The sequence below is a fragment of the Sinorhizobium sp. BG8 genome, assembly GCF_016864555.1.
Lineage (GTDB): Bacteria > Pseudomonadota > Alphaproteobacteria > Rhizobiales > Rhizobiaceae > BG8.
Window position 1 is genome coordinate 3,638,173 of sequence record NZ_CP044011.1, and the last position, 23,720, is coordinate 3,661,892.

Annotated in this window: 20 protein-coding genes; 11 read left to right on the top strand and 9 right to left on the bottom strand. The window is 62.3% G+C overall.

Annotation, left to right across the window (positions count from 1 at the left end; all coding sequences use genetic code 11):
* The first annotated feature begins 151 nt into the window (after positions 1-151).
* From F3Y30_RS17085 to F3Y30_RS17105, 5 genes are all read left to right on the top strand, one after another.
* Complete coding sequence (locus tag F3Y30_RS17085) at positions 152-1,741, top strand: ABC transporter substrate-binding protein (RefSeq protein WP_203423897.1); 1,590 nt, start codon at positions 152-154, stop codon at positions 1,739-1,741.
* On the top strand, positions 1,741-2,850 hold the full coding sequence (locus tag F3Y30_RS17090; protein ID WP_203423898.1) for an ABC transporter permease: 1,110 nt from the start codon (positions 1,741-1,743) through the stop codon (positions 2,848-2,850). Before F3Y30_RS17085 ends, F3Y30_RS17090 begins: the two co-directional genes overlap by 1 nt.
* A complete protein-coding gene (locus F3Y30_RS17095; protein ID WP_203423899.1) occupies positions 2,847-3,674 on the top strand; it encodes an ABC transporter permease in 828 nt (275 codons plus the stop codon). The genes F3Y30_RS17090 and F3Y30_RS17095 overlap by 4 nt, the downstream gene beginning before the upstream one ends.
* Positions 3,667-5,298, top strand: coding sequence for an ABC transporter ATP-binding protein (locus F3Y30_RS17100; protein WP_203423900.1), 1,632 nt, complete (start codon positions 3,667-3,669; stop codon positions 5,296-5,298). The genes F3Y30_RS17095 and F3Y30_RS17100 overlap by 8 nt, the downstream gene beginning before the upstream one ends.
* 107 nt (positions 5,299-5,405) lie before the next feature.
* A complete protein-coding gene (locus F3Y30_RS17105; RefSeq protein ID WP_203423901.1) occupies positions 5,406-6,440 on the top strand; it encodes a FecR domain-containing protein in 1,035 nt (344 codons plus the stop codon).
* 6 nt (positions 6,441-6,446) lie between these two features.
* Here F3Y30_RS17105 and F3Y30_RS17110 read toward each other — a convergent pair whose 3' ends face one another.
* Both F3Y30_RS17110 and F3Y30_RS17115 read right to left on the bottom strand, forming a co-directional pair.
* Positions 6,447-8,618: an adenylate/guanylate cyclase domain-containing protein gene (locus F3Y30_RS17110; protein WP_203423902.1), complete on the bottom strand. Its 2,172-nt coding sequence runs from the start codon at positions 8,616-8,618 to the stop codon at positions 6,447-6,449.
* A gap of 323 nt (positions 8,619-8,941) precedes the next feature.
* Positions 8,942-9,286, bottom strand: coding sequence for a PAAR domain-containing protein (locus tag F3Y30_RS17115; protein ID WP_203423903.1), 345 nt, complete (start codon positions 9,284-9,286; stop codon positions 8,942-8,944).
* 72 nt (positions 9,287-9,358) lie between these two features.
* Here F3Y30_RS17115 and F3Y30_RS17120 point away from each other — a divergent pair, with 72 nt between their 5' ends.
* Together F3Y30_RS17120 and F3Y30_RS17125 are read left to right on the top strand one after the other, a co-directional pair.
* A complete protein-coding gene (locus F3Y30_RS17120; RefSeq protein WP_203423904.1) occupies positions 9,359-11,365 on the top strand; it encodes a CocE/NonD family hydrolase in 2,007 nt (668 codons plus the stop codon).
* 62 nt (positions 11,366-11,427) lie between these two features.
* Positions 11,428-12,762, top strand: coding sequence for an adenylate/guanylate cyclase domain-containing protein (locus F3Y30_RS17125; RefSeq protein ID WP_203423905.1), 1,335 nt, complete (start codon positions 11,428-11,430; stop codon positions 12,760-12,762).
* 45 nt (positions 12,763-12,807) lie between these two features.
* Here the strand turns inward: F3Y30_RS17125 and F3Y30_RS17130 are convergent, their stop codons facing one another.
* From F3Y30_RS17130 to F3Y30_RS17140, 3 genes are all read right to left on the bottom strand, one after another.
* Positions 12,808-13,209 carry an ACT domain-containing protein gene (locus F3Y30_RS17130; protein WP_203423906.1) on the bottom strand — a complete coding sequence of 134 codons (402 nt, stop codon included), beginning with the start codon at positions 13,207-13,209 and terminating at the stop codon, positions 12,808-12,810.
* Positions 13,206-14,135, bottom strand: a complete 930-nt coding sequence (locus F3Y30_RS17135; RefSeq protein ID WP_203423907.1) for an alpha/beta hydrolase — start codon at positions 14,133-14,135, stop codon at positions 13,206-13,208. The genes F3Y30_RS17130 and F3Y30_RS17135 overlap by 4 nt, the downstream gene beginning before the upstream one ends.
* Before the next feature lie 186 nt (positions 14,136-14,321).
* Complete coding sequence (locus F3Y30_RS17140; RefSeq protein WP_203423908.1) at positions 14,322-14,870, bottom strand: cupin domain-containing protein; 549 nt, start codon at positions 14,868-14,870, stop codon at positions 14,322-14,324.
* Positions 14,871-15,013: 143 nt separating this feature from the next.
* Between F3Y30_RS17140 and F3Y30_RS17145 the strand changes: the two genes are divergently transcribed.
* Both F3Y30_RS17145 and F3Y30_RS17150 read left to right on the top strand, forming a co-directional pair.
* Positions 15,014-16,351: an aspartate aminotransferase family protein gene (locus F3Y30_RS17145; RefSeq protein WP_203423909.1), complete on the top strand. Its 1,338-nt coding sequence runs from the start codon at positions 15,014-15,016 to the stop codon at positions 16,349-16,351.
* Positions 16,352-16,484: 133 nt separating this feature from the next.
* The gene (locus tag F3Y30_RS17150) at positions 16,485-17,393 is read left to right on the top strand and encodes a LysR family transcriptional regulator (protein ID WP_203423910.1); all 909 of its coding nucleotides are present in this window, start codon (positions 16,485-16,487) and stop codon (positions 17,391-17,393) included.
* A 36-nt stretch (positions 17,394-17,429) separates the two neighbouring features.
* Here F3Y30_RS17150 and F3Y30_RS17155 read toward each other — a convergent pair whose 3' ends face one another.
* The 3 genes from F3Y30_RS17155 to F3Y30_RS17165 are packed head-to-tail and all read right to left on the bottom strand — an operon-like array spanning position 17,430 to position 19,562.
* A complete protein-coding gene (locus F3Y30_RS17155) occupies positions 17,430-18,245 on the bottom strand; it encodes an aminotransferase class I/II-fold pyridoxal phosphate-dependent enzyme (RefSeq protein WP_203423911.1) in 816 nt (271 codons plus the stop codon).
* Complete coding sequence (locus F3Y30_RS26630) at positions 18,242-18,628, bottom strand: aminotransferase class I/II-fold pyridoxal phosphate-dependent enzyme (protein ID WP_203423912.1); 387 nt, start codon at positions 18,626-18,628, stop codon at positions 18,242-18,244. The genes F3Y30_RS17155 and F3Y30_RS26630 overlap by 4 nt, the downstream gene beginning before the upstream one ends.
* A 22-nt stretch (positions 18,629-18,650) precedes the next feature.
* The gene (locus F3Y30_RS17165) at positions 18,651-19,562 is read right to left on the bottom strand and encodes a DMT family transporter (protein WP_203423913.1); all 912 of its coding nucleotides are present in this window, start codon (positions 19,560-19,562) and stop codon (positions 18,651-18,653) included.
* 116 nt (positions 19,563-19,678) lie between these two features.
* On the opposite strand from F3Y30_RS17165, the gene F3Y30_RS17170 reads away from it, so the two are divergent.
* Positions 19,679-20,134: an Lrp/AsnC family transcriptional regulator gene (locus F3Y30_RS17170; RefSeq protein WP_203423914.1), complete on the top strand. Its 456-nt coding sequence runs from the start codon at positions 19,679-19,681 to the stop codon at positions 20,132-20,134.
* Between the two features lie 85 nt (positions 20,135-20,219).
* Here the strand turns inward: F3Y30_RS17170 and F3Y30_RS17175 are convergent, their stop codons facing one another.
* Entirely contained in the window at positions 20,220-22,034 is a 1,815-nt protein-coding gene (locus tag F3Y30_RS17175) for a PAS domain-containing sensor histidine kinase (protein ID WP_203423915.1), read from the bottom strand.
* 420 nt (positions 22,035-22,454) lie between these two features.
* Here F3Y30_RS17175 and F3Y30_RS17180 point away from each other — a divergent pair, with 420 nt between their 5' ends.
* The gene (locus tag F3Y30_RS17180; protein WP_203423916.1) at positions 22,455-23,615 is read left to right on the top strand and encodes an ABC transporter substrate-binding protein; all 1,161 of its coding nucleotides are present in this window, start codon (positions 22,455-22,457) and stop codon (positions 23,613-23,615) included.
* Positions 23,616-23,720: the final 105 nt, after the last annotated feature.

Genomic DNA, 23,720 nt, shown 5'->3' on the forward strand with positions numbered 1-23,720 from the left:
GAACTGAAAGGACGACGGCAAGGGAACAATACCCGCAAGACTGGAAATGATGCGACCCCGAGGCTGCACGAAGGGTTGCCACAGACGACAAAAACAGAAATTCTGCCAATCACAACAATCGGCTACCAGCCAGAGATAAGGGAACAGGGGAATGACTGACTACAAGAACCATCTGATAAACCAGGTCATGAGCGGCAAAATGAACCGTCGCGAGTTCATGGGCCGTGCAGCTGCATTCGGCATCACGCTCGCCGCTGCAGGCACGATGTTCGACACCGCAGCCAAGGCACAGGAGCCCAAGCGCGGCGGTCATCTGAAGCTTGGACTTGAAGGCGCTGCCGCAACCGATTCAAAAGACCCGGCAAAAGCCCTTTCGCAGTTCATGTTCGTCGTCGGTCGCTGCTGGGGTGACATGCTCGTCGAATCCGAGCCGCTGACCGGTGGCCCCGTCCCCGCACTCGCAGAATCTTGGGAACCCTCTGCCGATGCCGCGACCTGGACCTTCAAGATCCGCAAGGGCGTCAAGTTCCACAACGGCAAGGAACTGACCCTCGACGACGTCATCAAGACGCTGCAGCGCCACACCGACGAGAAGTCGGAGTCCGGCGCGCTCGGCGTGATGAAGTCGATCAAGGAGATCAAGGCGGACGGAGACAATCTGGTTCTGGTCCTGACCGAAGGCAACGCCGACCTGCCGCTGCTCCTCACCGACTATCACCTCGTCATCCAGCCGAACGGCGGCCTGGACGATCCGAATGCCATGATCGGCACGGGTCCCTACAAGGTAGCGAGCTTCGAGCCCGGCGTGCGGGCGACCTTCGAGAAGAATGCGGACGACTGGCGCACCGATCGCGGCTTCGTGGATTCGGTCGAGCTCATCGCGATGAACGATGCCACCGCTCGTATCGCCGCCCTTTCGTCCGGCCAGGTCCACTACATCAACCGCGTCGATCCGAAGACGGTAGCGCTTCTCAAGCGCGCGCCGACGGTCGAGATCCTCAACACCTCGGGCCGCGGTCACTACGTCTTTATCATGCATTGCAACACGGCGCCGTTCGACAACAACGACCTGCGCCTGGCGCTGAAGTACGCAATGGACCGCGAAACCATGGTCCAGAAGATCCTTGGCGGCTACGGCAAGGTGGGCAACGACTTCCCGATCAACGAAACCTATGCGCTCTTCCCCGAGGGCATCGAGCAGCGTGCCTACGATCCCGACAAGGCGGCGTTCCACTACAAGAAGTCCGGTCATAGCGGTCCGGTTCTCCTGCGCACGTCCGATGTCGCCTTCCCGGGCGCCGTGGACGCGGCTGTTCTCTACCAGGAAAGTGCGAAGAAGGCGGGCATCGCCATCGACGTCAAGCGCGAGCCCGGCGACGGCTACTGGACGAACGTCTGGAACGTCCAGCCCTTCTCGACCTCCTACTGGGGCGGTCGCCCGACGCAGGACCAGATGTATTCGACGGCCTATCTTTCGACCGCCGACTGGAACGACACGCGCTTCCTGCGCCCGGACTTCGACAAGATCCTGCTCGAGGCCCGCTCCGAGCTGGATGAAGCCAAGCGCAAGGAAATGTACCGCTCCATGGCAATGATGGTGCGCGACGAAGGCGGCCTTATCCTGCCGATGTTCAACGACTTCGTGAACGCGGCCTCCAAGAAGGTCAAAGGTTACGTCCACGACATCGGCAACGACATGTCGAACGGCTATGTCGCAACCCGCGTCTGGCTCGAAGACTGATGGCCGGCGGACCGGCGCACGGTCCGGAGCTGACGACGCTTGGGGCTGCGGGTGAAGGCCCGCAGTCCGCAGGCATTGCCGGATCGGGTGCGTCCAGCGGCCAGTCCATGCTCGACGGTTCGGCACCGTCGGGCTGGGCGAAGTTCAGCAAGGGCAACCCGCTTGTTGCCCTCATCCTGCAGCGTCTCGCGCTCAGCGTCGCTCTGCTTTTCGCCGTATCGCTGTTGATCTTCGGCGGTGTCGAAGCCCTGCCGGGCGATTTTGCGACCACCTACCTCGGACAGTCGGCAACCCCGCAGGCGGTGGAGAACATCCGCAAGGACCTGGGGCTCGATCAGCCCGCCACGACCCGCTACATCAAATGGCTGGGCGGTGCGCTGCAGGGCGATTTTGGAACCTCCTGGGCTTCCAAGAACTCGGTCAGCGAGCAGATCGGTAACCGCCTCGGCAACTCCCTGTTCCTTGCCTTCTTCGCGGCGATCATCTCGATACCCCTCGCCGTCGGCCTCGGCATGCTCGCGGTTCATTTCAGAAACCGCATGCCGGACAAGATCATCAACGTGATCTCGCTTGCGGCGATCTCCCTTCCGGAGTTCTTCGTGGGCTACCTGCTCATCCTCTTCTTCGCCGTGCAGATGGGCATCGCAACATTCCCGGCGACGGTCTACGAGGATATGTCGCTCGGCCAGCGGCTCTCGGCAATAGCATTGCCGACGGCAACCCTGGTGCTGGTCGTTCTCGCCCACATGATGCGGATGACACGCGCCGCCATCATCAATGTGATGTCCTCGGCCTATGTGGAGACGGCTGAACTGAAGGGTTTGAGCGGCCTGCGCATCATCGCCAAGCATGCAGCACCCAACGCACTGGCTCCGGTCATCAACGTCATCGCGCTCAACCTCGCCTATCTCGTGGTCGGCGTGGTGGTCGTCGAGGTGGTGTTCGTCTATCCCGGCATGGGACAGTACATGGTTGATGCGGTCACGGTGCGCGACATGCCCGTGGTTCAGGCATGCGGACTGATCTTCGCCGCCTTCTACATCTTCCTCAACATGATGGCCGACATCCTGGCGATCGTCGCAAATCCAAGATTGAGGCATCCACGATGAGGCTGTCTTCCATTCCCATCAGTGCGTGGATTGGCATGGCAGGCATCGCCATCGCCCTGATCTGCGCCATCTTCGCCCCCTGGATCGCCCCCTACAGCGAAAGCGAGATCGTCGGAGACATCTGGCTGCCCATGGGAGGCGACTACCTCTTCGGCACCGACAATCTCGGCCGCGATCTCTTTTCGCGACTGATCTACGGCGCCCGCACCACCATCTTCGTCGCGCTCGCGGCGACGGTGCTCTCCTTCTCGCTCGGCATGTTGCTGAGCTTCATCGCGGCCGTGACGGGCGGGCTGATCGACCAGCTGTTCTCGCGGTTCAACGACCTGATGATGGCGATACCAACCCTCATTTTTGCGCTGGTCGTGCTTGCCGTATTGCCGCAGCAACTGTGGATCCTGATCCTCGTGATGGCAGTGCTGGACTCGACCCGCGTCTACCGCATCGGCCGCGCCGTGGCTCTTGATGTGGCGGTGATGGAGTTCGTCGAGGCGGCACGGCTTCGCGGCGAAGGTACTGGCTGGATCATCTTTCGCGAGATCCTGCCGAACACGCTTTCGCCATTGCTTGCGGAGTTCGGCCTGCGCTTCGCCTTCTCCATCCTCTTCCTGTCGACACTGTCGTTTCTCGGTCTCGGCATCCAGCCGCCCGCGGCCGACTGGGGCGGCATGGTCAAGGACAACAAGGACGGCATCATTTTCGGCATCTCCGCCGCACTCGTACCGGGTGCCGCCATTGCCTCGCTTGCCATCTCCGTCAACCTCGTCGTCGACTGGCTGATGAAGCGTACCTCGAGCCTGAAGGGAGGGCGTGGCGATGCCTGATCTATTGTCTGTGCGAAATCTCAAGATCGAGGCCACCAGCTATCCGCCGGGAGAGCCGCCGAAAACGGTAACGCTGGTCGAGGGTGTCTCCTTCGACCTCCAGAAGGGCAAGGTCCTTGGGCTCATCGGCGAGTCCGGCGCTGGAAAGTCGACGATCGGGCTGACTGCGCTTGCCTATGGGCGCGGTGGGGTTCGCATCACCGGAGGCGAGGTTAAGCTCAACGGCCAGGACCTCCTGAAACTTGGCCATGCCGGAATCCGCTCGGTCAGGGGAGCCAAGGTCTGCTACGTCGCGCAATCGGCGGCAGCCGCCTTCAATCCCGCCCACCGGCTCGGTGAGCAGGTCATCGAGGCATCGCTGAAACACGGCATCATGACCAGGCCGGAGGCGGAAAAGCGCGCGCTCTATCTGTTCCGTGTCCTCGGCCTGCCAAACCCGGAGACCTTCGGCCAGCGCTACCCGCACCAGGTGTCCGGTGGCCAGCTGCAGCGCGCCATGACCGCCATGGCGCTCTGCCCCAATCCGGAACTCATCGTCTTCGACGAGCCGACGACTGCGCTGGACGTGACGACCCAGATCGACGTGCTCGCAGCGATAAAGCATGCGATCGAGGAGACGCACACGGCGGCACTCTACATTACCCATGACCTCGCCGTGGTCGCACAGGTGTCCGACGACATCATGGTGCTGCGGCACGGCAAGACGGTCGAGTACGGGCCGGTGAAGCAGATCATCGAGGCGCCGACCCAGGACTATACACGGGCCTTGGTCAACGTCCGGGGAACCCGCCGCGACGAGGCGGTCGACCAGACTGACACGCTCCTCAAGATCGAAAACATCACCGCCGGCTATTCGAACGGCTTCAAGGTTCTGCACGACGTTTCGCTGCACATACCGAAAGGCCAGACACTTGCTGTCGTCGGCGAGTCCGGATCGGGGAAGTCGACGCTGGCGCGTGTCATCACCGGCCTGCTGCCGCCCGTGGATGGCCGCATCACCTTCGACGGTCAGGTATTGCCGCGGGCTCTCAAGGGCCGCTCAAACGACCAGCTTCGCCGGATTCAGATGATCTACCAGATGGCCGACACCGCGATGAATCCGCGGCAGACCGTGCGCGACATCATCGGCCGGCCGCTGAGCTTCTACTATGGCATGCATGGCAAGGCGAAGACCGATCGGGTGAAGGAATTGCTCGACCAGATCGAAATGGGCGGTCGGTTCGCCGACCGGTATCCCGCCGAACTGTCCGGTGGCCAGAAGCAGCGTGTCGCCATCGCCCGGGCGCTTGCCGCAAAGCCCGAACTCATCCTTTGCGACGAACCGACATCGGCGCTCGATCCGCTCGTGGCGGAAGGCATTCTCAAGCTGCTGATGAAACTGCAGGAGGACACGCAGGTCTCCTACATGTTCATCACCCACGACATCGCCATCGTCAGGGCGATCGCGGACTCGGTGGCGGTGATGCATCGCGGCAACCTGGTCCGCTTCGGCCCCAAATCGAAAGTGCTTTCGCCACCCTTCGACGACTACACCGACCTCCTGCTGAAGTCTGTGCCCGAAATGGAGATCGGCTGGCTGGAGCGGGTGCTTGCGACGCGACGGATGGAGAGTGCCGGCAACTGAGGGTTTTCGCTGCTTTGCACAATTTCGGTTGCATTAGCAATGCCGAACACTCTTGAGAAGACACTCCTAATTTTGCGTGTTACAGTGCCCGCTTCCAGGAGGGCACGATGTCACATTTGCGTTGTGCGGCAATTGCTGCGCTCGGTGTGGCGCTTTACGGCTGGATGCCAACATTGGCTGCAGAAACAGTCGGCGAGGCAGTTCACATCAAGACTGAGGTCTCTGGCTCTAACGGTCCGATAGCGGTCAAGGATCCCGTCTATCGGGACGAACGCATACGAACGTCCAGATCGGGTCTCGGCCAGTTCACCTTTCGCGACGGAACGAAGCTCGCCGTCGGATGGGGCTCTTCCGTCGTCATCGACAAGTTCGTCTATGACGACTCACGCTCTTTCAAAAAGCTTACAGTAGCAGCCGCAAAAGGTACATTCCGCTGGGTCAGCGGAAAGTCGAAACATACGGCCTACGAAATCGTGACCCCTGCCGGCACAATTGGTGTGCGCGGGACGGTCTTCGACTTCTATGTCGGCGCCGACGGAACCACCGCCATCGTCCTGCTGAGCGGTGCCGCCGATTTTTGCGGCCCCGGGGGCTGTCGCGAGCTCAAGCGTCGGTGCGAGTGCGTGGTTGCAAAGCGCAACGGCGAGCTGTCGGACGTCAGGCGCATCAACCGCAGCATCTTTGCGGCTCTCGACAATCCCCGTGCCCTTCCCTTTCTTTCCGGGGACCAGGAGCTTCTCGGCCGGGTGGGCGGATCAGGCTGCGGGCTTCAGAACGAAGTGAGAATTCGGACCGACAAGAAAGAAAGAAACATCCGCCAACCCGAACCGCGTCCTGATCCCGACAAGCCGGACGACAAACCGACGAAGCCGGACAAGGATAAACCGACCAAGCCGGACAAGGACAAGCCGACCAAGCCCGACAAGGATAAGCCGACGAAGCCTGACAGGGATAAACCGACGAAGCCCGACAGGGATAAACCGACGAAGCCCGACAGGGACAAGCCGACCAAACCCGACCGGGACAAGCCGACAACGCCCGACAGAGACAAACCGACAACGCCCGACAAGGACCCGCCATCGGACCGTGATCCTCCTGGCGACAGCGACGGCGGTCCCACTCAAGGCGGCGACGCGGACTGAGGCGAACTATTCGGCCGAGATGCCGTGTGCACGGCCCGGCTCATGGATGAAGTGCTCGCCTCTCCGGGAGATCCGGCGATAGAAGTCCGGCAGGCCCATGCCAATTGTCTCGGCACGAACCTTCGCGCCGCGCAGGATGTTGCGGGTCGTCGGGGAGCGCAAGCGGAGCGCTTCGACGAGCCGGCCGTGGATCCCCTTCAGTTCCTCGAATTCCGCGGACTGTGCCAGGCTCTCGTCACCGACGACGGCAAAGACCTTGGTGCGGGTGCTCTTGCCCTTGAGTGCCAGCGCGCCTGCTTCGAGCAGGGCGCAATCCGACAGGCAATCCGCTGTGGATTCAGAGATCAGGATGTCGAAGCCGACGTCCTTGCAGGCGGCCTCGATCCGCGCGGCAACGTTGACGGTGTCGCCGACCGCCGAATAGTTGAACCGGGTCTCGGCGCCCATGTTCCCGACGCATGCAATTCCGGTGTGAACACCTATCCCGATGCCGACGGTCTGCTCGCCGCCGAAGCCGAATGCATCGTCCGCATTCAGCCGGGCAAGCGTCTCGCGCATGGCCAGTGCCGCGCGAACCGCTTTCCTGGCATGGTCGGCCACATCCACGGGCGCGTTCCAGAAGGCCATGATCGAATCCCCGATGAACTTGTCCAGCGTGCCCTCGTTGGCAATGACGTGGCGGCTGAGAGCATCGAGAAAGGTATTGAGGAAGGCGACGACGGCGGTGGGCGACAGCCGTTCGCTGATCTCGGTGAAGTTCCTGACGTCGACGAACATCACGGTCAGTTCGCGATCGTCCCCGCCGAGGCGCAGGGCATTGCGGGTGTGTTCGATACGGTAGAGGAGCGACGGCGACAGGTAGTGCCCGAATGCCCGCCGGACTTCACGGCGCTCCCGGTCGGTCACCAGGAAGCGGAAGGCCGTCGCCGCGAAATGCGTGATGGACCCGCTGACGATCGGCGCAAGCGGATCGAACAGGAGTCCGGCATAGGAAAATGCCAACCAGGAGGCGACGAGAGCGAGCGCGGTGATCAACAGGCCGACGACGAGCGCGATCGCCGGGGTGAGGAATGTTGTCAGCAGCACGAGGATCGTGCCCGCCACCGCGATCGACAGGATCTCGAGCCCGTCAGCCCAATCGGGCCGCGAGAGATAGCGCCCCGAGAGGATCTGCTCCACGGCCTGCGCGTGCAGCGAGACACCGGGCACGTTTTCCCCCAGGGCATCGGTACGCACGTCCTGCAGGCCGGCGGCAGACGTTCCGACGAAAACGATACTGCCCTGGAGCGCTGTGAGCACGTCGTCGGCGATCCCGCCGGGCGCCAGAACCTTCCTTGCGGAGATGTATCGCTCCGTCGTGTCCGGCGAGACATAGAGCCAAAGCTCGCCCGCCGCCGTGACGGGCACCACGAAATCGCCGACCTTGATGAGAGTTATCGTGTCCGGGATATCAGGCGCGCCCGCCAGTATGTAGGTCGAGGCCCCCTGCGCGACGCGCAGCGCTTCGAGCGTCAGGTTCGGATAAAGCTGTTCACCGTCGCTGAGCAGCAGCGGAACGGCACGCACGACGGCCGAGGCGCTTCGAGGATTGAGACTGATGTGGCCGATACCAGCAGCATTGGCTTCGAGCTGGGGTCTGAGTGGCGTTGCAGCCCTCAGTCGCGGCGGCGCACCGAAGGGAGGCTCGCCCGTGAAGGCAAAACCCGCCTTCATTTCCGGGCGAAAGTTCCCGTCATTCGACAGGGCGAAGCCGAGAACGACAGGTTTTCCGGCGATGGATTGCGCAAAAATCTCGTCATTATCAGGCAATCCTCCGAGTATCGAAGGATCGACACCCGGAACCTCGCGAACGACCGCACGCGGCGACAGCCGATCCGGCTCCGAGAAGAGAACGTCGAATGCGATTGCCGCGACGCCGGCCTCCGACAGCCGGTTCACCAGTTCGGCGAGCCGGTCTCTCGGCCATGGCCACTGACCGATCTCCTTCAGCGATGCCTCATCGATGTCGATGACGCGGACGGGCATGTGTTCGAAAGCCCGCGGCCTCAGGCGCTGGTACTCGTCGAAGACCACGTCGCGCGCCTGCCTCAGCAGCTGCGGGTCGCTTGCCCGCAGCATGGTGAGTGCCGCTACGATGAGAAGGCCGACAATGACGCCAACTTGCTGCGCGCGTGTCATGACTGCGGAATCAGCGCCTCCTGTGCCGGAGCCAAACGACGGCGAGCATCAAACCAGGATGACGGTATCTTCCTTGGCATGCGTACCGAGGAACCGGCATGCTGCATTTTTCTTCAGAGCGATGCAATCACCAAAGCAGTTCCAGCAGAAAATGCCGGCACAACAGTATTGACGAAAGGAAGGCCGACCGTGGGCATCAGTAAATCCGCCTCACCGGTGAAACCTTCACGTCCCGATCAGTATCGATCGCCTGTGCTGCATTGCTGTCACTGTGTCCTCAGCCGGATTTTTCCATCAGTGTGCCAGCCCTGGTCTTTTGCCCCCTACTGCTCCGTGCATAGCACGTCGCCGACACGTGCTGCAGAACCGCTCTCGACAAGCACGCTCCCCTCGCCTCGCGCGATACACTTTCCCTTTTCTGCGGCTCCGCTGCGGAAATGCACGATCGGCTGCCCTTCGATCGTGATGCCCGGCACGACCTCGTAGAGTTCGGGCGGACAGTTTGCGACATCGGAGAGCCGAAGCGCCGGCGCACCGCCGATCATCACGCTTGCCGCGCCCGAAAGCGCGCAGGCCGGCATGGGAGCGACTGGATCGTCCCCGGCAAAGGCTACCGCAGCGGCCGTCACGAAGATCCATGACGCGATTGCAACAGTGCTCGAGCTCATTTCCCGCTATTCTCCTGCCGACTCACCCGCCTCTGCGATCATTCGCGACAAAGCCCGCCCTTGCACACGGAAATGCCCATGAAAGACCGTCGATTTAGCGTCATCGAGAATGAGTGGATCACTCTCCAGGACGGGACCCGTCTTGCCGCCCGCATCTGGATGCCGGAGGGAGCCGAGGCCGATCCGGTGCCTACCGTGTTCGAATTCCTCCCTTACCGCAAGGGCGACGGGACCAGCCCGCGCGATGAATCCACCTATCCCGTCTTTGCGGCGGCAGGCATTGCGGGCGTGCGGGTGGACATCCGCGGTTCCGGCGAATCCGACGGCGTCATCGACGGTGAATATACGCCTCTGGAGCTTGCCAACGCCTGCGAGCTGATCGCCTGGATTGCCGCCAAGCCATGGTCGAACGGCAATGTCGGCATGATGGGAATTTCCTGGGGCGGCTTCAACTGCCTCCAGGTCGCGGCCTTGAAGCCGCCTGCCCTGAAAGCCGTCATCTCGATCGCATCCACGGTGGATCGCTACAACGACGACATCCACTACAAGAACGGCACGCACCTCTCCGCCCAGCTATCCTGGGCGGCAACCATGCTCGCCTACCAGTCCCGTTCGCCCGATCCCGCTATTGTCGGCGACCGCTGGAAGGCGATGTGGCTGGAACGGCTCGAGAATGAACCCTTCTTCCTCGAGGAGTGGCTGCAGCACCAGCGGCGCGACGATTTCTGGAGGCACGGCTCCATCTGCGAGGATTTCGAAGGCTTCCCTGTGCCGGCGCTCGTGATTGCCGGTTGGGCGGATGGTTATCGCAACACGCCCGTGAAGGCTGTCGAGGGCCTCGGAGGCAAGGCAAAGGCATTGATCGGACCGTGGATCCATAAATATCCGCACTTCGCCTGGCCCAAGCCTCGCATGGACTTTCATGCCGAAGCGATTGCCTGGTGGAACCGGTGGCTCAGAGGCGAGCAGAACGGCGCGGAGGGTTGGCCCCAGATGCGCGCCTACATTCAGGACGGCGCACGCCCCTCGCGCAATCGCGAGTTTGATCCCGGCTTCTGGGTCGCCAAATTGGAATGGTCAGAACCGGAGATGGATTGCTTCTATGTCGAGCAGTTCGGCACGCTGACGCCCGGCATGCCCATCGCCGGGGCGCATGATCACGATCGTTACCTGCGCTCGCCACTGGATACGGGCACCATGGCTGGCGAATGGTTCACGCTCAAGCCGGATGCGGAAATGGCTCTCGACCAGCGGACCGACGACGCCGGCTCGCTGGTATTCGAGACCGCCCCACTGAAGGAAGCACAGGATTACCTCGGCAGGCCGGTTGTGGACCTCGAGCTCGCTTGCGATGACGAATGGGCAAATCTCTGCGCCCGCATCGTCGACGTTCACCCTGACGGAACTGCCACGCGCGTGACGTTCGGCGTCCTCAACCTCGCGCACAGGGAAGGCAACGACAAGCCCAAGGCGCTGGAGGCGGGCAGGAAGACGAAGATACGGCTGCTGCTCGACGCGATGGGCTATCGCTTCCGCGCGGGGCATCGCATCCGGCTGTCGCTCTCGACGTCCTATTGGCCCAAGGTGCTCCCGCCCCCGACCGATCCCGGCGTAACCATCGACCTTGCCTCGCTGGGCCTCGCGCTTCCGCGGCTCGGCGACCATCAGGTCGTTGCCGTCCCTGAGCCGGCCAATCCCGACCCGCTGCCGAAGTACCGTGAACTCACACCCGCGGAAACAGCGCGCGGGGTGGAGCGAGACCTGACCAACGGCTTGACGGAGTATTCGATCTACGAGGACACCGGACTGTTCGAGCATCCCGGTTTCGGGCTTGCGACGCGGCAGCTGCGCGACGAGCTCTGGTCGATTGCGGACGGCGACCCGCTTTCGATGACGGGAACCTCCACATGGACCTGCGACATGCAGCGCCCGGGCTGGTTCGTCCGCACGATCTCGACCGCCACCATTGCCTGCACCGCCACCGACTGGCTGATCTCCGCACATGTCCGGGCATTCGAGGGCGATACCGAGATCTTCGAAAAGACCTTCAGCAAGAAGATCGCCCGGGACTTCATGTAGCAAACGGGCGCCGCCGTGCCGGTTGCGATGCATGGCAGCGCGCAGCGTGATATGCTCGCCGCATGCGACCGAGCACCCGTTACGCACAGAGTGGCGACCTCAGTATTGCCTATCAGGTGGTGGGCGACGGGCCGCTCGACCTCGTCTACGTGCCGGGCTGGGTCTCCAATCTGGACCATGCGTGGGAATTTCCGCGCATGGTGCATGTCTTCAATCGGCTGAGTAGCTTCGCGCGGCTGATCCTGTTCGACAAACGCGGCACGGGCCTCTCGGATCGCAACGTCGGCTATCCGACGCTCGAGCAGCGCATGCAGGACGTCAGGGCCGTCATGGACGCGGCGGGGTCGCGGCGCGCGGCGCTTGTCGGCACCTCCGAGGGCGGCAACATGTGCATGCTCTTCGCGGCCACCTACCCGGAGCGGACCGCCGCGCTGGTCCTGTACGGCTGTTTTGCCAAGGGGCTCTGGGCGCCGGACTATCCATGGGGAAAGACCCGCGACGAGGTCGAGCAGGAACTTGCCATGATCGCGCGCGACTGGGGCGGCCCCTTCGACATGAGCAATGCCGCCCCCACGCTCCAGCACGACCAGGAGGCGCGCAACTGGCTCGCCGGTTACTTCAGAAACTCGGCCTCGCCACAGGATGCAATCTCGCTCTGGCGCTGGAACACCGAGATCGACGTTCGTGACATACTCAGTGCAATCCATGTGCCCACCCTCGTGCTGCACCGGGCCGGCGACCGCTGGGTGAACGTCGCGGAGGGCCGTTTCGTCGCCGACCGGATCGGCGAAGCCAGATGGGCGGAACTGCCGGGAGACGACCATGTCATCTGGGCGGGAGATGTTGACCGGACACTGGATGAGATCGAAGAGTTCCTGACGGGCGTGCGACCTGCGCCGGCATACGAACGTGTCCTCCTCACCGTTCTCTTCACCGACATCGTCGGCTCCACCGCAGTGGCGGCCAACCTCGGCGACGAAGCCTGGAGGGCGCTTCTCAAACGCCACGACGATGCCGTGCGCGAAGAACTGCAGCGCCATGGCGGCACTGCGGTGAAATCGCTCGGCGACGGATTTCTCGCGACCTTTCAGGGTCCGACGAAGGCAATCCAGTGCGCCGGCGCAATCCGCGACCGCGCGGCCGCCCTCGGTCTCGACATTCGCGCAGCGCTCCACACGGGCGAGTGCGAAAGACACGGCGGGGACCTCAGCGGTATCGCCGTGCATCTCGCCTCGCGGCTTCTGCCACATGCGGGGGCGGGAGAAATCATTCTTTCACGGACAGTGAAGGACCTCGTTGTCGGATCGGGCGTCACGTTCGAGACCCGGGGCGAGGTTGCGCTGCGCGATGTCCCGGGTATCTGGCAGCTCTACGTCGCACGCATTCCACCGGAATAGGCATCGCTGGATTTCATCGCAAATGAAAGATCGCCGGCGCCGAGCCTATCGGCGCGACAGGCGTCTCAAGGCCTCGAGCGCCCGCTCCGCATCCGCAGCCGGCACGAAGATGTGGTCATGATGGTAGGCGGCGACCACGTTGGCGCTCACGCCCTCCCCGGTCAGCGCGGCGGAGACAGCAGCGGTCAGGCCGACCGCCTCGAGCGAGGAATGAACCGTGAGCGTGATCATCCGCATCGGAGCGCTTGCGGCGAGCTCTTCGGCGACGGCCACCTCGGCCGGAAGGATCAGTGTCAGGCCTTCTCGTTCCCGGAAGTAGCAAAGCACACGAGGGTCACTCGTGCGAGCGACATCCTCATGCGGCACCGTACAGAAAACGAATTCGCCACCCGCGAGCGACGGTTCCAACTCCGCAAGAAGCCTGTCGAGGTCGGTGATACCGTTCATGTCGAGCGAGTTCCGGCCATTCTCGAAACGGCCGCGCACAATGCCGAGAACCCCTCCCGCGCCCCCTCGCTCATATGGCGTGCCCGCAGCCAGGCATGGATCATCTGCGGCTCCTCCCTGAACTCGACCGGAACGCCTGCCGCTCCAAGCCGCGTCGCATAGTGGCGCGCATCGTCACGCAGCGGGTCGAAGAAGGCCGCAGTGATATAGGAAGGCGGCAGTCCGGCGAGATCCTTCGCAAGCAGCGGGAACGCATAGACATCCCCCTTCGGAGCCTTCACGACATCGCGGTAGTAAGAGACGTCCGCCGTCGTCAGGCCGGGAGCCTGCGCCATCTCGGCGTAAGATCCGGAGACAAGATCACCGCCGAGCGCGGGATAGATGAGCACCTGGCCGGCGATGGGCCCTGCTCCCACATCCCTGGCGTTCAGCACGATCCCTGCCGTGAGATTGCCGCCCGCACTGTCGCCGATGACGACGACCGGACGCGAGGAGGCGAGAAGATCGAGGAGAACTGCCCAGCAATCCTCGAAAGCCGCCAGCCAGACATGCTCGGGCGCCAGGCGATAATCCACAGAGACAAGTTCCGCCTTGGCCGCGTGAGCGATCTCCGCGCAGATGGAATCATGGCTGTTCAGCGAGCCGACCACGAAGCCACCTCCGTGGATGTAGAGCAGCCGCGTCTGCGTGCTCACCACGGACGGGCGGTAGTAGCGAACCGGAACCCTTCCCGCCACCAGCCCGTCTGCCTTGTGCATTCCCGGAGGCGGCGGCGCGTCGAATTCGGCGCACAACGCGTCGTACCAGCCGCGTTGCTGCGCAATCGAGCCATGAACGGCGTCCGCCGGATAAAACGCCTCGCAGCGCGCGTGAAAGGCGAGAATTCCCGGCTCCGTCGGCATGGGTCTATGCGAATCCTGGGTCATGTCGGATATCTCGTTTGCCAACGCCCGGTGCGACGAGCTCCAAACGCCTGGCCGTGACTAAAGTTCTGGTCTCTCCGGCAATATTCAATGCCGCTTTCGTGGTCGCCGATGATCCACCAGCGCCGGTGACTGATCAGGTTGCGTCCAATCCACATCGCACGCACCCCTTGCACCGCATCGATCGCTCTAGAATGTCGGCGGCGTGCAGGCGCTGATGACCTCGCATGCGACGGGACCGACGCATCGGAAACGATGCGGCCGGCGGCTTTCGAAATAGTACGCGTCGCCAGGCCCAAGGATGCGCCGCTCGTCGTCGACGGTCACTTCGAGTCTACCGGATAGCACGATACCACCCTCTTCCCCTTCATGCACGAGCGGCACCTTCCCTGTGTCAGAACCAGGCTGGTAGCACTCCTTGAGGATCTGCAGGCTTCTGCCGAAGAGGTTGTCACCGATCTGCCGGTAAGAGATGGGCCCCTTACCGATCTCGACGAGTTCGTCCGCCCGGTAGAAGGCCTTCCTCGGCCGTTCCGGTTCGAAGGCAAAGAACTCCGCAAGTCCTATGGGGATGCCGTCTAGGATCCGCTTGAGAGCACCGACCGACGGATTGGTGGAGTTGGACTCGATCAGCGATATCGTCGAATTGGTGACCCCCGCGCGCTTTGCCAGTTCGCGCTGCGAGAGATCATGCATCATACGAATATGGCGCAACCGGCTCCCTATATCGACCGACATGACGACTCCCTGTTGAGCTTGTTCGAAATATCGAAAACCTAGTTTTCCAACTTCATATTTTTCAATGGGTTGATGTCAACAAGAAAAGGACTTGTTCGCACCGGCAAATCATGGCGTCAATCCTCCCACCAGAGGAGTTTTTCATGAACGTTCATAACAAGCCCAATGCACCGGTACTCGACAGCTACTGGATGCCTTTCACCGCCAACCGCCAGTTCAAGGCTGCCCCGCGCCTCCTCGCAAGCGCCGAGGGCATGCACTACACCAGCGTCGATGGCCGCACCATTCTCGATGGAACGGCCGGTCTGTGGTGCGTCAACGCCGGCCACGGCCGTCGCCAGATCGCCGCAGCCGTCGAGCGCCAGTTGACCACCATGGACTTCGCTCCTTCCTTCCAGATGGGGCACCCGATCGCTTTCGATTTTGCAGAACGTCTCGCCGAGATCGCTCCGGGCCCGGCCGGCGCCAAGCTCGATCGCGTGTTCTTCACTGGTTCGGGTTCGGAATCGGTCGACACGGCGCTCAAGATCGCGCTCGCCTACCAGCGCTCGATCGGCCAGGGCACGCGCACGCGCCTCATCGGCCGCGAACGCGGCTATCACGGTGTCGGCTTCGGCGGCATCTCCGTCGGCGGCATCGTCAACAATCGGCGCGTCTTCCCGCAACTGCCGGGTTCCGATCACCTTCGCCACACCCATGACCTTGCCAAGAACGCCTTCGTGAAGGGCCAGCCGGAACACGGCGCGGAACTGGCAGACGACCTCGAAAGACTGGTCGCCCTCCACGGCGCCGAAACGATCGCTGCGTGCATCGTCGAACCCGTCGCCGGCTCCACCGGCGTTCTGATCCCGCCGAAGGGCTACCTGGAGCGGCTGCGCGCGATCTGCGACAAGCACGGCATCCTCCTGATCTTCGACGAAGTGATCACAGGTTTCGGCCGCCTGGGCGCTGCCTTCGCCACCGATTACTTCGGCGTGACGCCAGATCTGGTGACGACCGCCAAGGGTCTCACCAACGGAGCCATTCCGATGGGCGCCGTCTTCGCCAGCCGCAAGGTGCACGATGCCCTGATGAACGGTCCGGAAAGCCAGATCGAGCTGTTCCACGGCTACACCTACTCCGGCCACCCGGCCGCCTGTGCCGCTGGTATCGCGACGCTCGATATCTACCGTGACGAGGGCCTGCTGACCCGCGCGGCGGACCTGCAGGAAACGTGGCATGAAGCGATGCATTCGCTGAAGGGCCTGCCGCACGTGATCGACGTGCGCACGATCGGGCTGATCGCCGGCATCGAGCTTCAGTCGCGCGACGGCGCACCGGGCGCTCGCGCCTACGACGTCTTCGTCGATTGCTTCGAGAAGGGCCTGCTTATCCGCGTGACCGGCGACATCGTCGCTTTCTCTCCGCCGCTGATCGCGGAGAAGAAGCATGTGGAAGAGATCGTTTCGATGTTCGCAGACGCCTTGAAGCGCGCCGCGTAAGCGATTCCGCTTTCTAACTAAAAAGCCTCCGGGCGCCGCGGATCTCAGCGGCGCCCGGAGGCTTTTGAGCCGATACTTACGCTGACGCGACGTACGTCTTGCATCCCGCCTGCCCTCTATATTAACTGCCGCAATGGCGTTCACCCTCAGGCAGTTGCAGTATTTCATCGCCGTCGCGGAACAGGGCTCGATCACCCGCGCCGCGCAGAACCTCTCCATCTCCCAGTCTTCGATCACCGAAGCCATCAAGGAACTGGAAAGTGACCTCGGCGTGGAACTTTTCGAGCGCCATCCCCGCGGACTGACGACGACCCACAACGGTCATCAGTTCCTCCGCCACGCCACCAAGATCCTCGCCGACGTTTCGGACGCCCGGCGCTCCTTCTCAGAAAATCCGGCGACCGAGAAAGGACAGCTCAATCTCGGCGTCACGTCGCTCGTCGCCGGTTACGTGCTCTCGGATCTCTTGGCACGCTACCGCCGTGCTTTTCCTGGCATCAATGTGAGCGCCATCGAGGACAACGGTTCCTACCTGGAACACCTGCTCATCGGCGGCGAGCTCGATGTGGCCGTCATGGTGATCTCCAACCTTCGCGACCGCATGGCGCTCCAGGCGGAGATTCTGGAAACGTCGCCCTATCGGCTGTGGCTTCCACTCGGCCATCCTCTCGTATCGGCGGACATCATCTCGGTCAGCGATATCGCCAAAGAGCCGCTGATCATGCTGACCGTGGACGAAATCGAGGAGAACACCGGCAAGCTTCTGACCGCTCTTGGTGCCCGTCCGCATGTCGCCTTCCGCACGCGCTCGGTCGAAGCGGTGAGAAGTCTCGTTGCGACAGGCGCGGGCATCGCCCTCCTGCCCGATCTTGTCTACCGCCCCTGGTCGCTGGAAGGCGACCGCATCGAGAGCCGGGACGTTTCCGGCTCCCTTCCCGTCGTCCAGGTCGGCATGGTCTGGCGAAAGGGTTCGAGCCTGCCCCAGTCGGCACGCGATTTCGTGGGGATTGCCGAGGCGCTGAGAAGCGGGCGCGGACGCTAGGCGGAAAGACCGCCCATATCGCTGCGCGCCGAAGCGTCAGTGCCGGCCGACGAGTTTCGGCGCACGCGACACGGAGCGGAGAGCCTCGGCGAGCCTGCCGACCTGGGAAGGCAGAAGGCCCGCGATGTTGATGCGGCCGCTTGCAGTTCCGTACACGCCAAATTCCTCGCGCAGCCGGTTCATCTGATGACTGTCGAGCGGCAGCAGCGAGAACATGCCCTTCTGATTGCGCAGCGCCTGATATTCGGCTGGCGCCCGAAGATCCAGGAGCATGTCGGACAGGTCCCTGCGGATTTCGGCGACACGGCGACGGCACGCTTCCAGTTCAGAAAGCCACGTTTGCGGGCTTTCGAACAGGCAAGACGCGATGGCAGCTCCGTGTTCGGGCGGCATGGAATAGTTCGCCCGCGTTATTCTCTCGAGCGTGGCACGGATGTTCGAAAGGAGCCCCGCGTCGGGCGCGATAACCATCGCCGCGCCCGTCCGCTCACAGTAGAGGCCCATGTTCTTGGAGCAGCTTGCGGCAACGAGAACGGTGTCGAGGACGTTGGAGAGCAGGCGCAGACCTGCAGCGTCATGCTCAACCCCGTCGCCGAAACCCTGATAGGCCATGTCGACCAGGGGCACGAGACCCCTGCCCTTGCAGAGCTCGGCGAACTGCCGCCACTGTTCGATGGACGGATCGATGCCCGTGGGATTGTGGCAGCAGCCGTGGAGAAGGACGACGTCACCCTCCTGCGCCGCGTCGAGGTCTGCGATCGCAGCCTCGATATCCAGTCCCGCCGCGCCCTCTTGCCAGCGGAACGATCTCACCCGCAGTCCTGCCGCCGTCATGATCGGGCGATGGTTCACATAGCCGGGATCGGTGCTCCATACCGTCGCATGGGAGAGACTAGCGCGATGAAATCGGCAAGCACCCTGAGTGCGCCGGTCCCACCGACCGTCTGGATGGTGCATTGGCGACCGAGGGTCTCGGCACCTTCGCCGAGCAGAAACCTCGAAATCCCCGCGTTGAACGCCGCGTTCCCGGAGAGCGCCCGATAGGACTTGGAAGTGGCAGCGGCAGCGAGACGGGCCTCGGCCTCCCGCACGGCACGCATGACCGGGGTCTGTCCCGAGGCGTCGCGATAGACACCCACGATAAGGTCCATCTTCTCAGCCCGGCGATCTTGCCCGAATGAGTTGATCAGGGCCCACAAGGGATCGGGTTCGGCGATTTGCAGAGTGGCGAGCATTGGTTCCCTCGTAGGCTTGAATTCAGTAACGGTTTGCCAGGATCACGCCCGTCGTGATGACGAGAATGCCAGCGGCGGTCGGAAGGGTGAGCCCCTCCCCAAGAACGGGAATCGCCAGGAGGCTTGCCAGGGCCGGCGCGAGCGACCCGATAGCCGAGCTTCTGGAGGCGCCGAGCCTGGAGACAGCAAAGGCATAACCCACGGTCGAGACGAGGCCGACGCCCACTCCCTGGACCAGAACGAAGGGGAGTGCCTGGTGCAACGTGAACTGACCGAGATGGGTGGTGGCCGCGCCTGTGATCATCATTGCGACAATGACGGTCAGCGAGCAGACGGACAGAAGCAGTCCATTGGATATCGCATCGACGCCGGTCCGCTTGAGGCCGATCGTGTAGGCGCCCCACACGAGGCTTGCGAGCAGAAGGAAGCCGACGCCGCGCATCATCTCCGCGGTGATCGCATGCCGTTGACCGGCAACGATTCCGGCGACACCTGCAAGGATCAGCGCAAGTGGAAGCCAGCGTTTCCTCGGCACGCACCTTCGTTCGAACAGGTAGCTCAGCAAGGCGACGGAAAGGGGTGCAGTACCCGCGATCAGGGCGCCGACATAGGCGGTTGAAGTCGTCCGCGCCCCTTCCGAGACGATGAGGAAAAACGGCACGCCCCCGAGCAACACCAATGCCGCGTCCCTCAACGAAACTCTCCGAAGCGCTGAAAGCCTCGCCGGGAGAGCAGGGAGAAGCGCGATGATGGGGATCGCAAAACGAATGACCGCGACGTCGGCCGGGGCAAGCGGCGATGCACCGATGGCCCGCATGCTCAGCGCAAAGCCCGCCCAGGCCATCACGACGACGAAGAGAACGATGTAGCCGGCCGTCGCAGGGCCAAACAGTCCATTTGCGGGTTTGGGCAAGTCTGACGCGAGATCGGTCATTGCGGGGCCTCAGTGTTGGATGGCCTCCATGTTATGCTTCTATGAGTGCTATTTTCTTGCTACTTCACTGTCGGTTAGAACGAAATTTGGCAGAATCTGCTAAAAATGGAGGACGAATGGACGACAAAGACAGGCAGATCATCTGGGCGCTACAGAAAGAGGGCCGGCTTTCCAATCAGGAGCTTTCCGAGAAGGTCGCCCTGTCTCCGTCGCCGTGCCTGCGCCGGCTACGCCTTCTCGAGGAGGCCAAGGTCATCAAGGGTTACACCGCGATCGTCGACGAGGAAGCCTACGGCCTGCCGATCACCGCCTTCGTGCGCATCAGGCTCGAACGCCATTCCGAGGCATCAGTCGCGGCCTTCGAGCGAAAGGTGCGCACGATCGACAGCATTCAGGACTGCTACGTAATGACCGGCGAGGCCGACTATCTCCTTCGCGTGCTGGTCGAGAGCCTCAAGGACTACGAGCAGTTCGTGCGAACCCAATTGCACAACATCGAAGGCATTGCGGCGATCGACACGAGCTTCGCCTACGGAACCGTCAAGAGGGCGACGGTCTTTCCCCGGCTCTAGTCGAGCCTGGGCTGTCGGGGGAGTGACGTTCGCATTGGCGGCGACGTCCCAAGCGCCCCCACGAGGGCGACGGATGTTGTTGAAGTCATCGGTCTCTCTTGCCGTCGGTGTTCACGTCGAGCGGGCTGTTCCAGTCTGCGCCGCCCGGAGCGGTGACCTCGCAAACAAGCCCAGCCGGGTCATAGGAAATCTGCACCTCACCCTTCAACTCGACAGACAGGAGACTTTCGATCAAACGGGAACCGAAACCTCTGCGGGAGGGCGCGGTGACCGGCGGCCCACCCGTCTCCTGCCATCTGAGCTTCAACCGTGCCGGTGCATCGCCATCGAGGGACCACACGATGGAAACCCTTCCCCCAGCTACCGACAACGCTCCATACTTGGCGGCATTCGTCGCCAGTTCGTGCAGCGCGAGGGAAATGGATACCACTGTCTTTGGGGCTAGCTGGATCTCGGGTCCGGAGATATCGAAGCTGTCTATCGGGTAAGGAGCGATCGCCTCGCCGATCACTGCCCTGAGTCCCGCGTGCTCCCAGGTTCCGCGGGTCAGTAGATCGTGGGCTCTCGACAATGAACCAAGCCTCGCATCGAACGTGTCGGCGGCGTTTCGATTGGCATCCTCGCGCCCGAATGTCTGCCGTGCTATCGCCGCCACCGTTGCCAGCACGTTCTTCACGCGGTGGTTCAACTCCCCGACCAGCATGGCCTGCAAGCGCTCGGCTTCCTTCCGCGCAGTTATGTCGCGGGCGATTTTCGATGCACCAATTATCCGGCCATAGGCGTCATAGATCGGCGATACGCTGAGCGATACATCGACGGCCCCTCCGTCCTTGCGACGGCGGATTGTTTCATGCGGTTCGACCCTTTGCCCGGCACGGATACGCTCGATGATAAAGGGCTCTTCGCCTCCCCTATCTTCCGGAACGAGTATCGTGACGGGTTTGCCTATGACCTCCTCGGCAAGATAGCCATAGAGTTTCTCGGCGCCGGAATTCCAGCTCATGATTGTCATGTTGAGATCGGTGCTGAGGATCGCATCGTCGGACGACGCGATGATTGCGGCGAGCCGGCGCTCGACCTCCTGGGCGCGCTTTCTCTCCGATATGTCGACGACCGCAGCCACGGTCTGCCGGATGTGTCCTTCGCGATCCCGAATTGCCGACACGGAATTGGCGACCCAGACCAGTCCGCCGTCCTTGCGCACGTAACGCTTCTCGATCTCGAAACTCTCGCCAGACTCGGTCAGGCGTTTGAACAGGACAAGATTTCTCGGCAGGTCCTCAGGATAGGTGATGTCCTGCATCCGCAGCTTCAGGAGCTCGGCCTCAGTGTAGCCGACGATCTCGCAGTAGCGATTGTTGACGAAAACGAAGCGGCCGCTCAAGTCGGTCTGGGCGAAGCCGCCCGCGGTTTGCGAGAAGATTGCCTGCAGCCGTTCCTCGCTCTCCGTGAGCGCATTTACCGAGATCAGGCGCTCCGTCGTTTCATTCACAATGCACAGAACGCCCCGGATCGAACCTTCCTCGTCGCGTACCGGCGAATAGGAGATGTCGAAATAGACGGTCTCGGGATACCCGTGCCGCTGGATGTAGAATGGCCGATCCTTGGCGAAGACCACCTCGCCATGGTCGAGGACGCGCCGCAGGAGCGGTTCGAGATCGCCCCACAACTCGCCCCAGTTTTCCCGCGCCGGACGTCCCAGCGCGCGGGGATGCTTGTCTCCGATTGTGGGCGCGTAGGCATCATTGTAGAGAGCGACAAAATCCGGCCCCCAGAACATGACGATCTGGGCGCGAGCGGGCAGCATGATCTCCACGGCGTATTTCAGGCAGGATGGCCATTCCGACATCGGGCCGAGACTGGTTGCAGCCCAGTCAAAACCGTGAATGCGAGACGCCATTTCACCGGGCTGAAATTCCGATCTGAAGCTTTGCAGGGCGTAATCCTCTCCCTAACGGCGATGTCGATTCAACGACTTGTGCCTGCCAAACGTCAATAGCAATCATCGGAAACTGTCGCTGCGCGTGACAATATCTGCCGCGCAGGCTCGGGTCGGTCAGCCGTAAATCTCCTAATTCCGTGAAAAAAGTGGATTGCTGCTGATTTTCAAGGCCGTCTTAACGCCCCAGACACACCTCTCCAAGAGGCGCAGTCGGTCGCTTGGCTGGCTCAACTTAGGTTCGAAAACGATCAATTATCGATCGATATCGGAATTTCCGATATTGTAATTCTGTTTAATGAATTTGCGAAAGCGGCAAAAAGGGGCACGGTGGTATCGGGAACAATACCGCACCAAAGCGGACCAAAACGGGAGATTATTATGAAGCGTCTACTTCATTCCTGCACCGCGCTTACACTTTCGCTTGCCTTCGGCGCACAGGCACTCGCCCAGGAGCCACTCAAGGAACTGGGCAAGGGTGAAGGCGAGGTCTCAATCGTTGCCTGGGCCGGATATATCGAGCGCGGAGAGACCGACAAGAACTACGACTGGGTCACCGAGTTCGAGAAGTCGACCGGCTGCAAGGTCAGCGTGAAGACCGCTGCGACCTCCGACGAAATGGTCGCGCTGATGAATGAAGGGGGCTTCGACCTCGTGACCGCCTCCGGTGATGCCTCGCGTCGCCTTATCGCCGGCAAGCGCGTCCAGCCGATCAACACCGACCTGATCCCGAGCTGGAAGACGGTCGACGAGCGCCTCCAGAGCGCCCCGTGGAACACGGTGAACGGCGTCCACTACGGCACGCCGTATCTGTGGGGACCGAACGTTCTCATGTACAACACGGAAGCCTTCAAGGACGCGCCGCCGAAGAGCTGGAATGTCGTCTTCGAAGAGACGACCCTCCCGGACGGCAAGTCGAACAAGGGACGCATCCAGGCTTATGACGGCCCAATCCATGTAGCCGACGCCGCCAACTACCTGATGTTCCACAAGCCGGAACTCGGTATCAAGGATCCCTACGAGCTCAACGAAGACCAATACAAAGCGGCACTTGATTTGCTGCGCACCCAGCGTACGCTCGTCGGGCGCTACTGGCACGACGCCATGATCCAGATCGACGACTTCAAGAATGAGGGCGTGGTGGCCTCCGGTTCGTGGCCGTTCCAGGTCAACCTCATGCAGGCTGAGAAGCAGCCGATTGCCTCCACCTTCCCGGAGGAAGGCGTGACCGGGTGGTCGGATACGACCATGCTGCACGCGGACAGCCAGCATCCGAACTGCGCCTACATGTGGATGGAACATTCTCTTTCACCCAAGGTGCAGGGTGACGCCGCCGCCTGGTTCGGTGCCGTCCCGTCGGTCCCCGCCGCCTGCAAGGGCAACGCGCTTCTGACCGACGAAGGATGCGCGACCAACGGCTTCGACAACTTTGAGAAGATCAGGTTCTGGAAGACGCCGATTTCCAAGTGCGAGACCCAAGGCGAATGCGTTCCCTACCATCGCTGGGTTTCCGACTACATCGGCGTCATCGGCGGACGCTGAGCCTTACCTCCCCTCGAGGGGGAGGAGGTCGCGCGAAAGCGCGGGTGTGAGCGACCACAAAAACGAATGAATTGTCGCCCCACCCCGGCCCTTCGGGGCCGACCC

Excerpts from the sequence above, each read along its gene's own strand:
- F3Y30_RS17085 (WP_203423897.1), top strand. The coding sequence starts at position 152 with ATGACTGACTACAAGAACCATCTGATAAACCAGGTCATGAGCGGCAAA.
- F3Y30_RS17090 (WP_203423898.1), top strand. The coding sequence starts at position 1,741 with ATGGCCGGCGGACCGGCGCACGGTCCGGAGCTGACGACGCTTGGGGCT.
- F3Y30_RS17095 (WP_203423899.1), top strand. The coding sequence starts at position 2,847 with ATGAGGCTGTCTTCCATTCCCATCAGTGCGTGGATTGGCATGGCAGGC.
- F3Y30_RS17100 (WP_203423900.1), top strand. The coding sequence starts at position 3,667 with ATGCCTGATCTATTGTCTGTGCGAAATCTCAAGATCGAGGCCACCAGC.
- F3Y30_RS17105 (WP_203423901.1), top strand. The coding sequence starts at position 5,406 with ATGTCACATTTGCGTTGTGCGGCAATTGCTGCGCTCGGTGTGGCGCTT.
- F3Y30_RS17110 (WP_203423902.1), bottom strand. The coding sequence starts at position 8,618 with ATGACACGCGCGCAGCAAGTTGGCGTCATTGTCGGCCTTCTCATCGTA.
- F3Y30_RS17115 (WP_203423903.1), bottom strand. The coding sequence starts at position 9,286 with ATGAGCTCGAGCACTGTTGCAATCGCGTCATGGATCTTCGTGACGGCC.
- F3Y30_RS17120 (WP_203423904.1), top strand. The coding sequence starts at position 9,359 with ATGCCCATGAAAGACCGTCGATTTAGCGTCATCGAGAATGAGTGGATC.
- F3Y30_RS17125 (WP_203423905.1), top strand. The coding sequence starts at position 11,428 with ATGCGACCGAGCACCCGTTACGCACAGAGTGGCGACCTCAGTATTGCC.
- F3Y30_RS17130 (WP_203423906.1), bottom strand. The coding sequence starts at position 13,209 with ATGAACGGTATCACCGACCTCGACAGGCTTCTTGCGGAGTTGGAACCG.
- F3Y30_RS17135 (WP_203423907.1), bottom strand. The coding sequence starts at position 14,135 with ATGACCCAGGATTCGCATAGACCCATGCCGACGGAGCCGGGAATTCTC.
- F3Y30_RS17140 (WP_203423908.1), bottom strand. The coding sequence starts at position 14,870 with ATGTCGGTCGATATAGGGAGCCGGTTGCGCCATATTCGTATGATGCAT.
- F3Y30_RS17145 (WP_203423909.1), top strand. The coding sequence starts at position 15,014 with ATGAACGTTCATAACAAGCCCAATGCACCGGTACTCGACAGCTACTGG.
- F3Y30_RS17150 (WP_203423910.1), top strand. The coding sequence starts at position 16,485 with ATGGCGTTCACCCTCAGGCAGTTGCAGTATTTCATCGCCGTCGCGGAA.
- F3Y30_RS26630 (WP_203423912.1), bottom strand. The coding sequence starts at position 18,628 with ATGCTCGCCACTCTGCAAATCGCCGAACCCGATCCCTTGTGGGCCCTG.
- F3Y30_RS17165 (WP_203423913.1), bottom strand. The coding sequence starts at position 19,562 with ATGACCGATCTCGCGTCAGACTTGCCCAAACCCGCAAATGGACTGTTT.
- F3Y30_RS17170 (WP_203423914.1), top strand. The coding sequence starts at position 19,679 with ATGGACGACAAAGACAGGCAGATCATCTGGGCGCTACAGAAAGAGGGC.
- F3Y30_RS17175 (WP_203423915.1), bottom strand. The coding sequence starts at position 22,034 with ATGGCGTCTCGCATTCACGGTTTTGACTGGGCTGCAACCAGTCTCGGC.
- F3Y30_RS17180 (WP_203423916.1), top strand. The coding sequence starts at position 22,455 with ATGAAGCGTCTACTTCATTCCTGCACCGCGCTTACACTTTCGCTTGCC.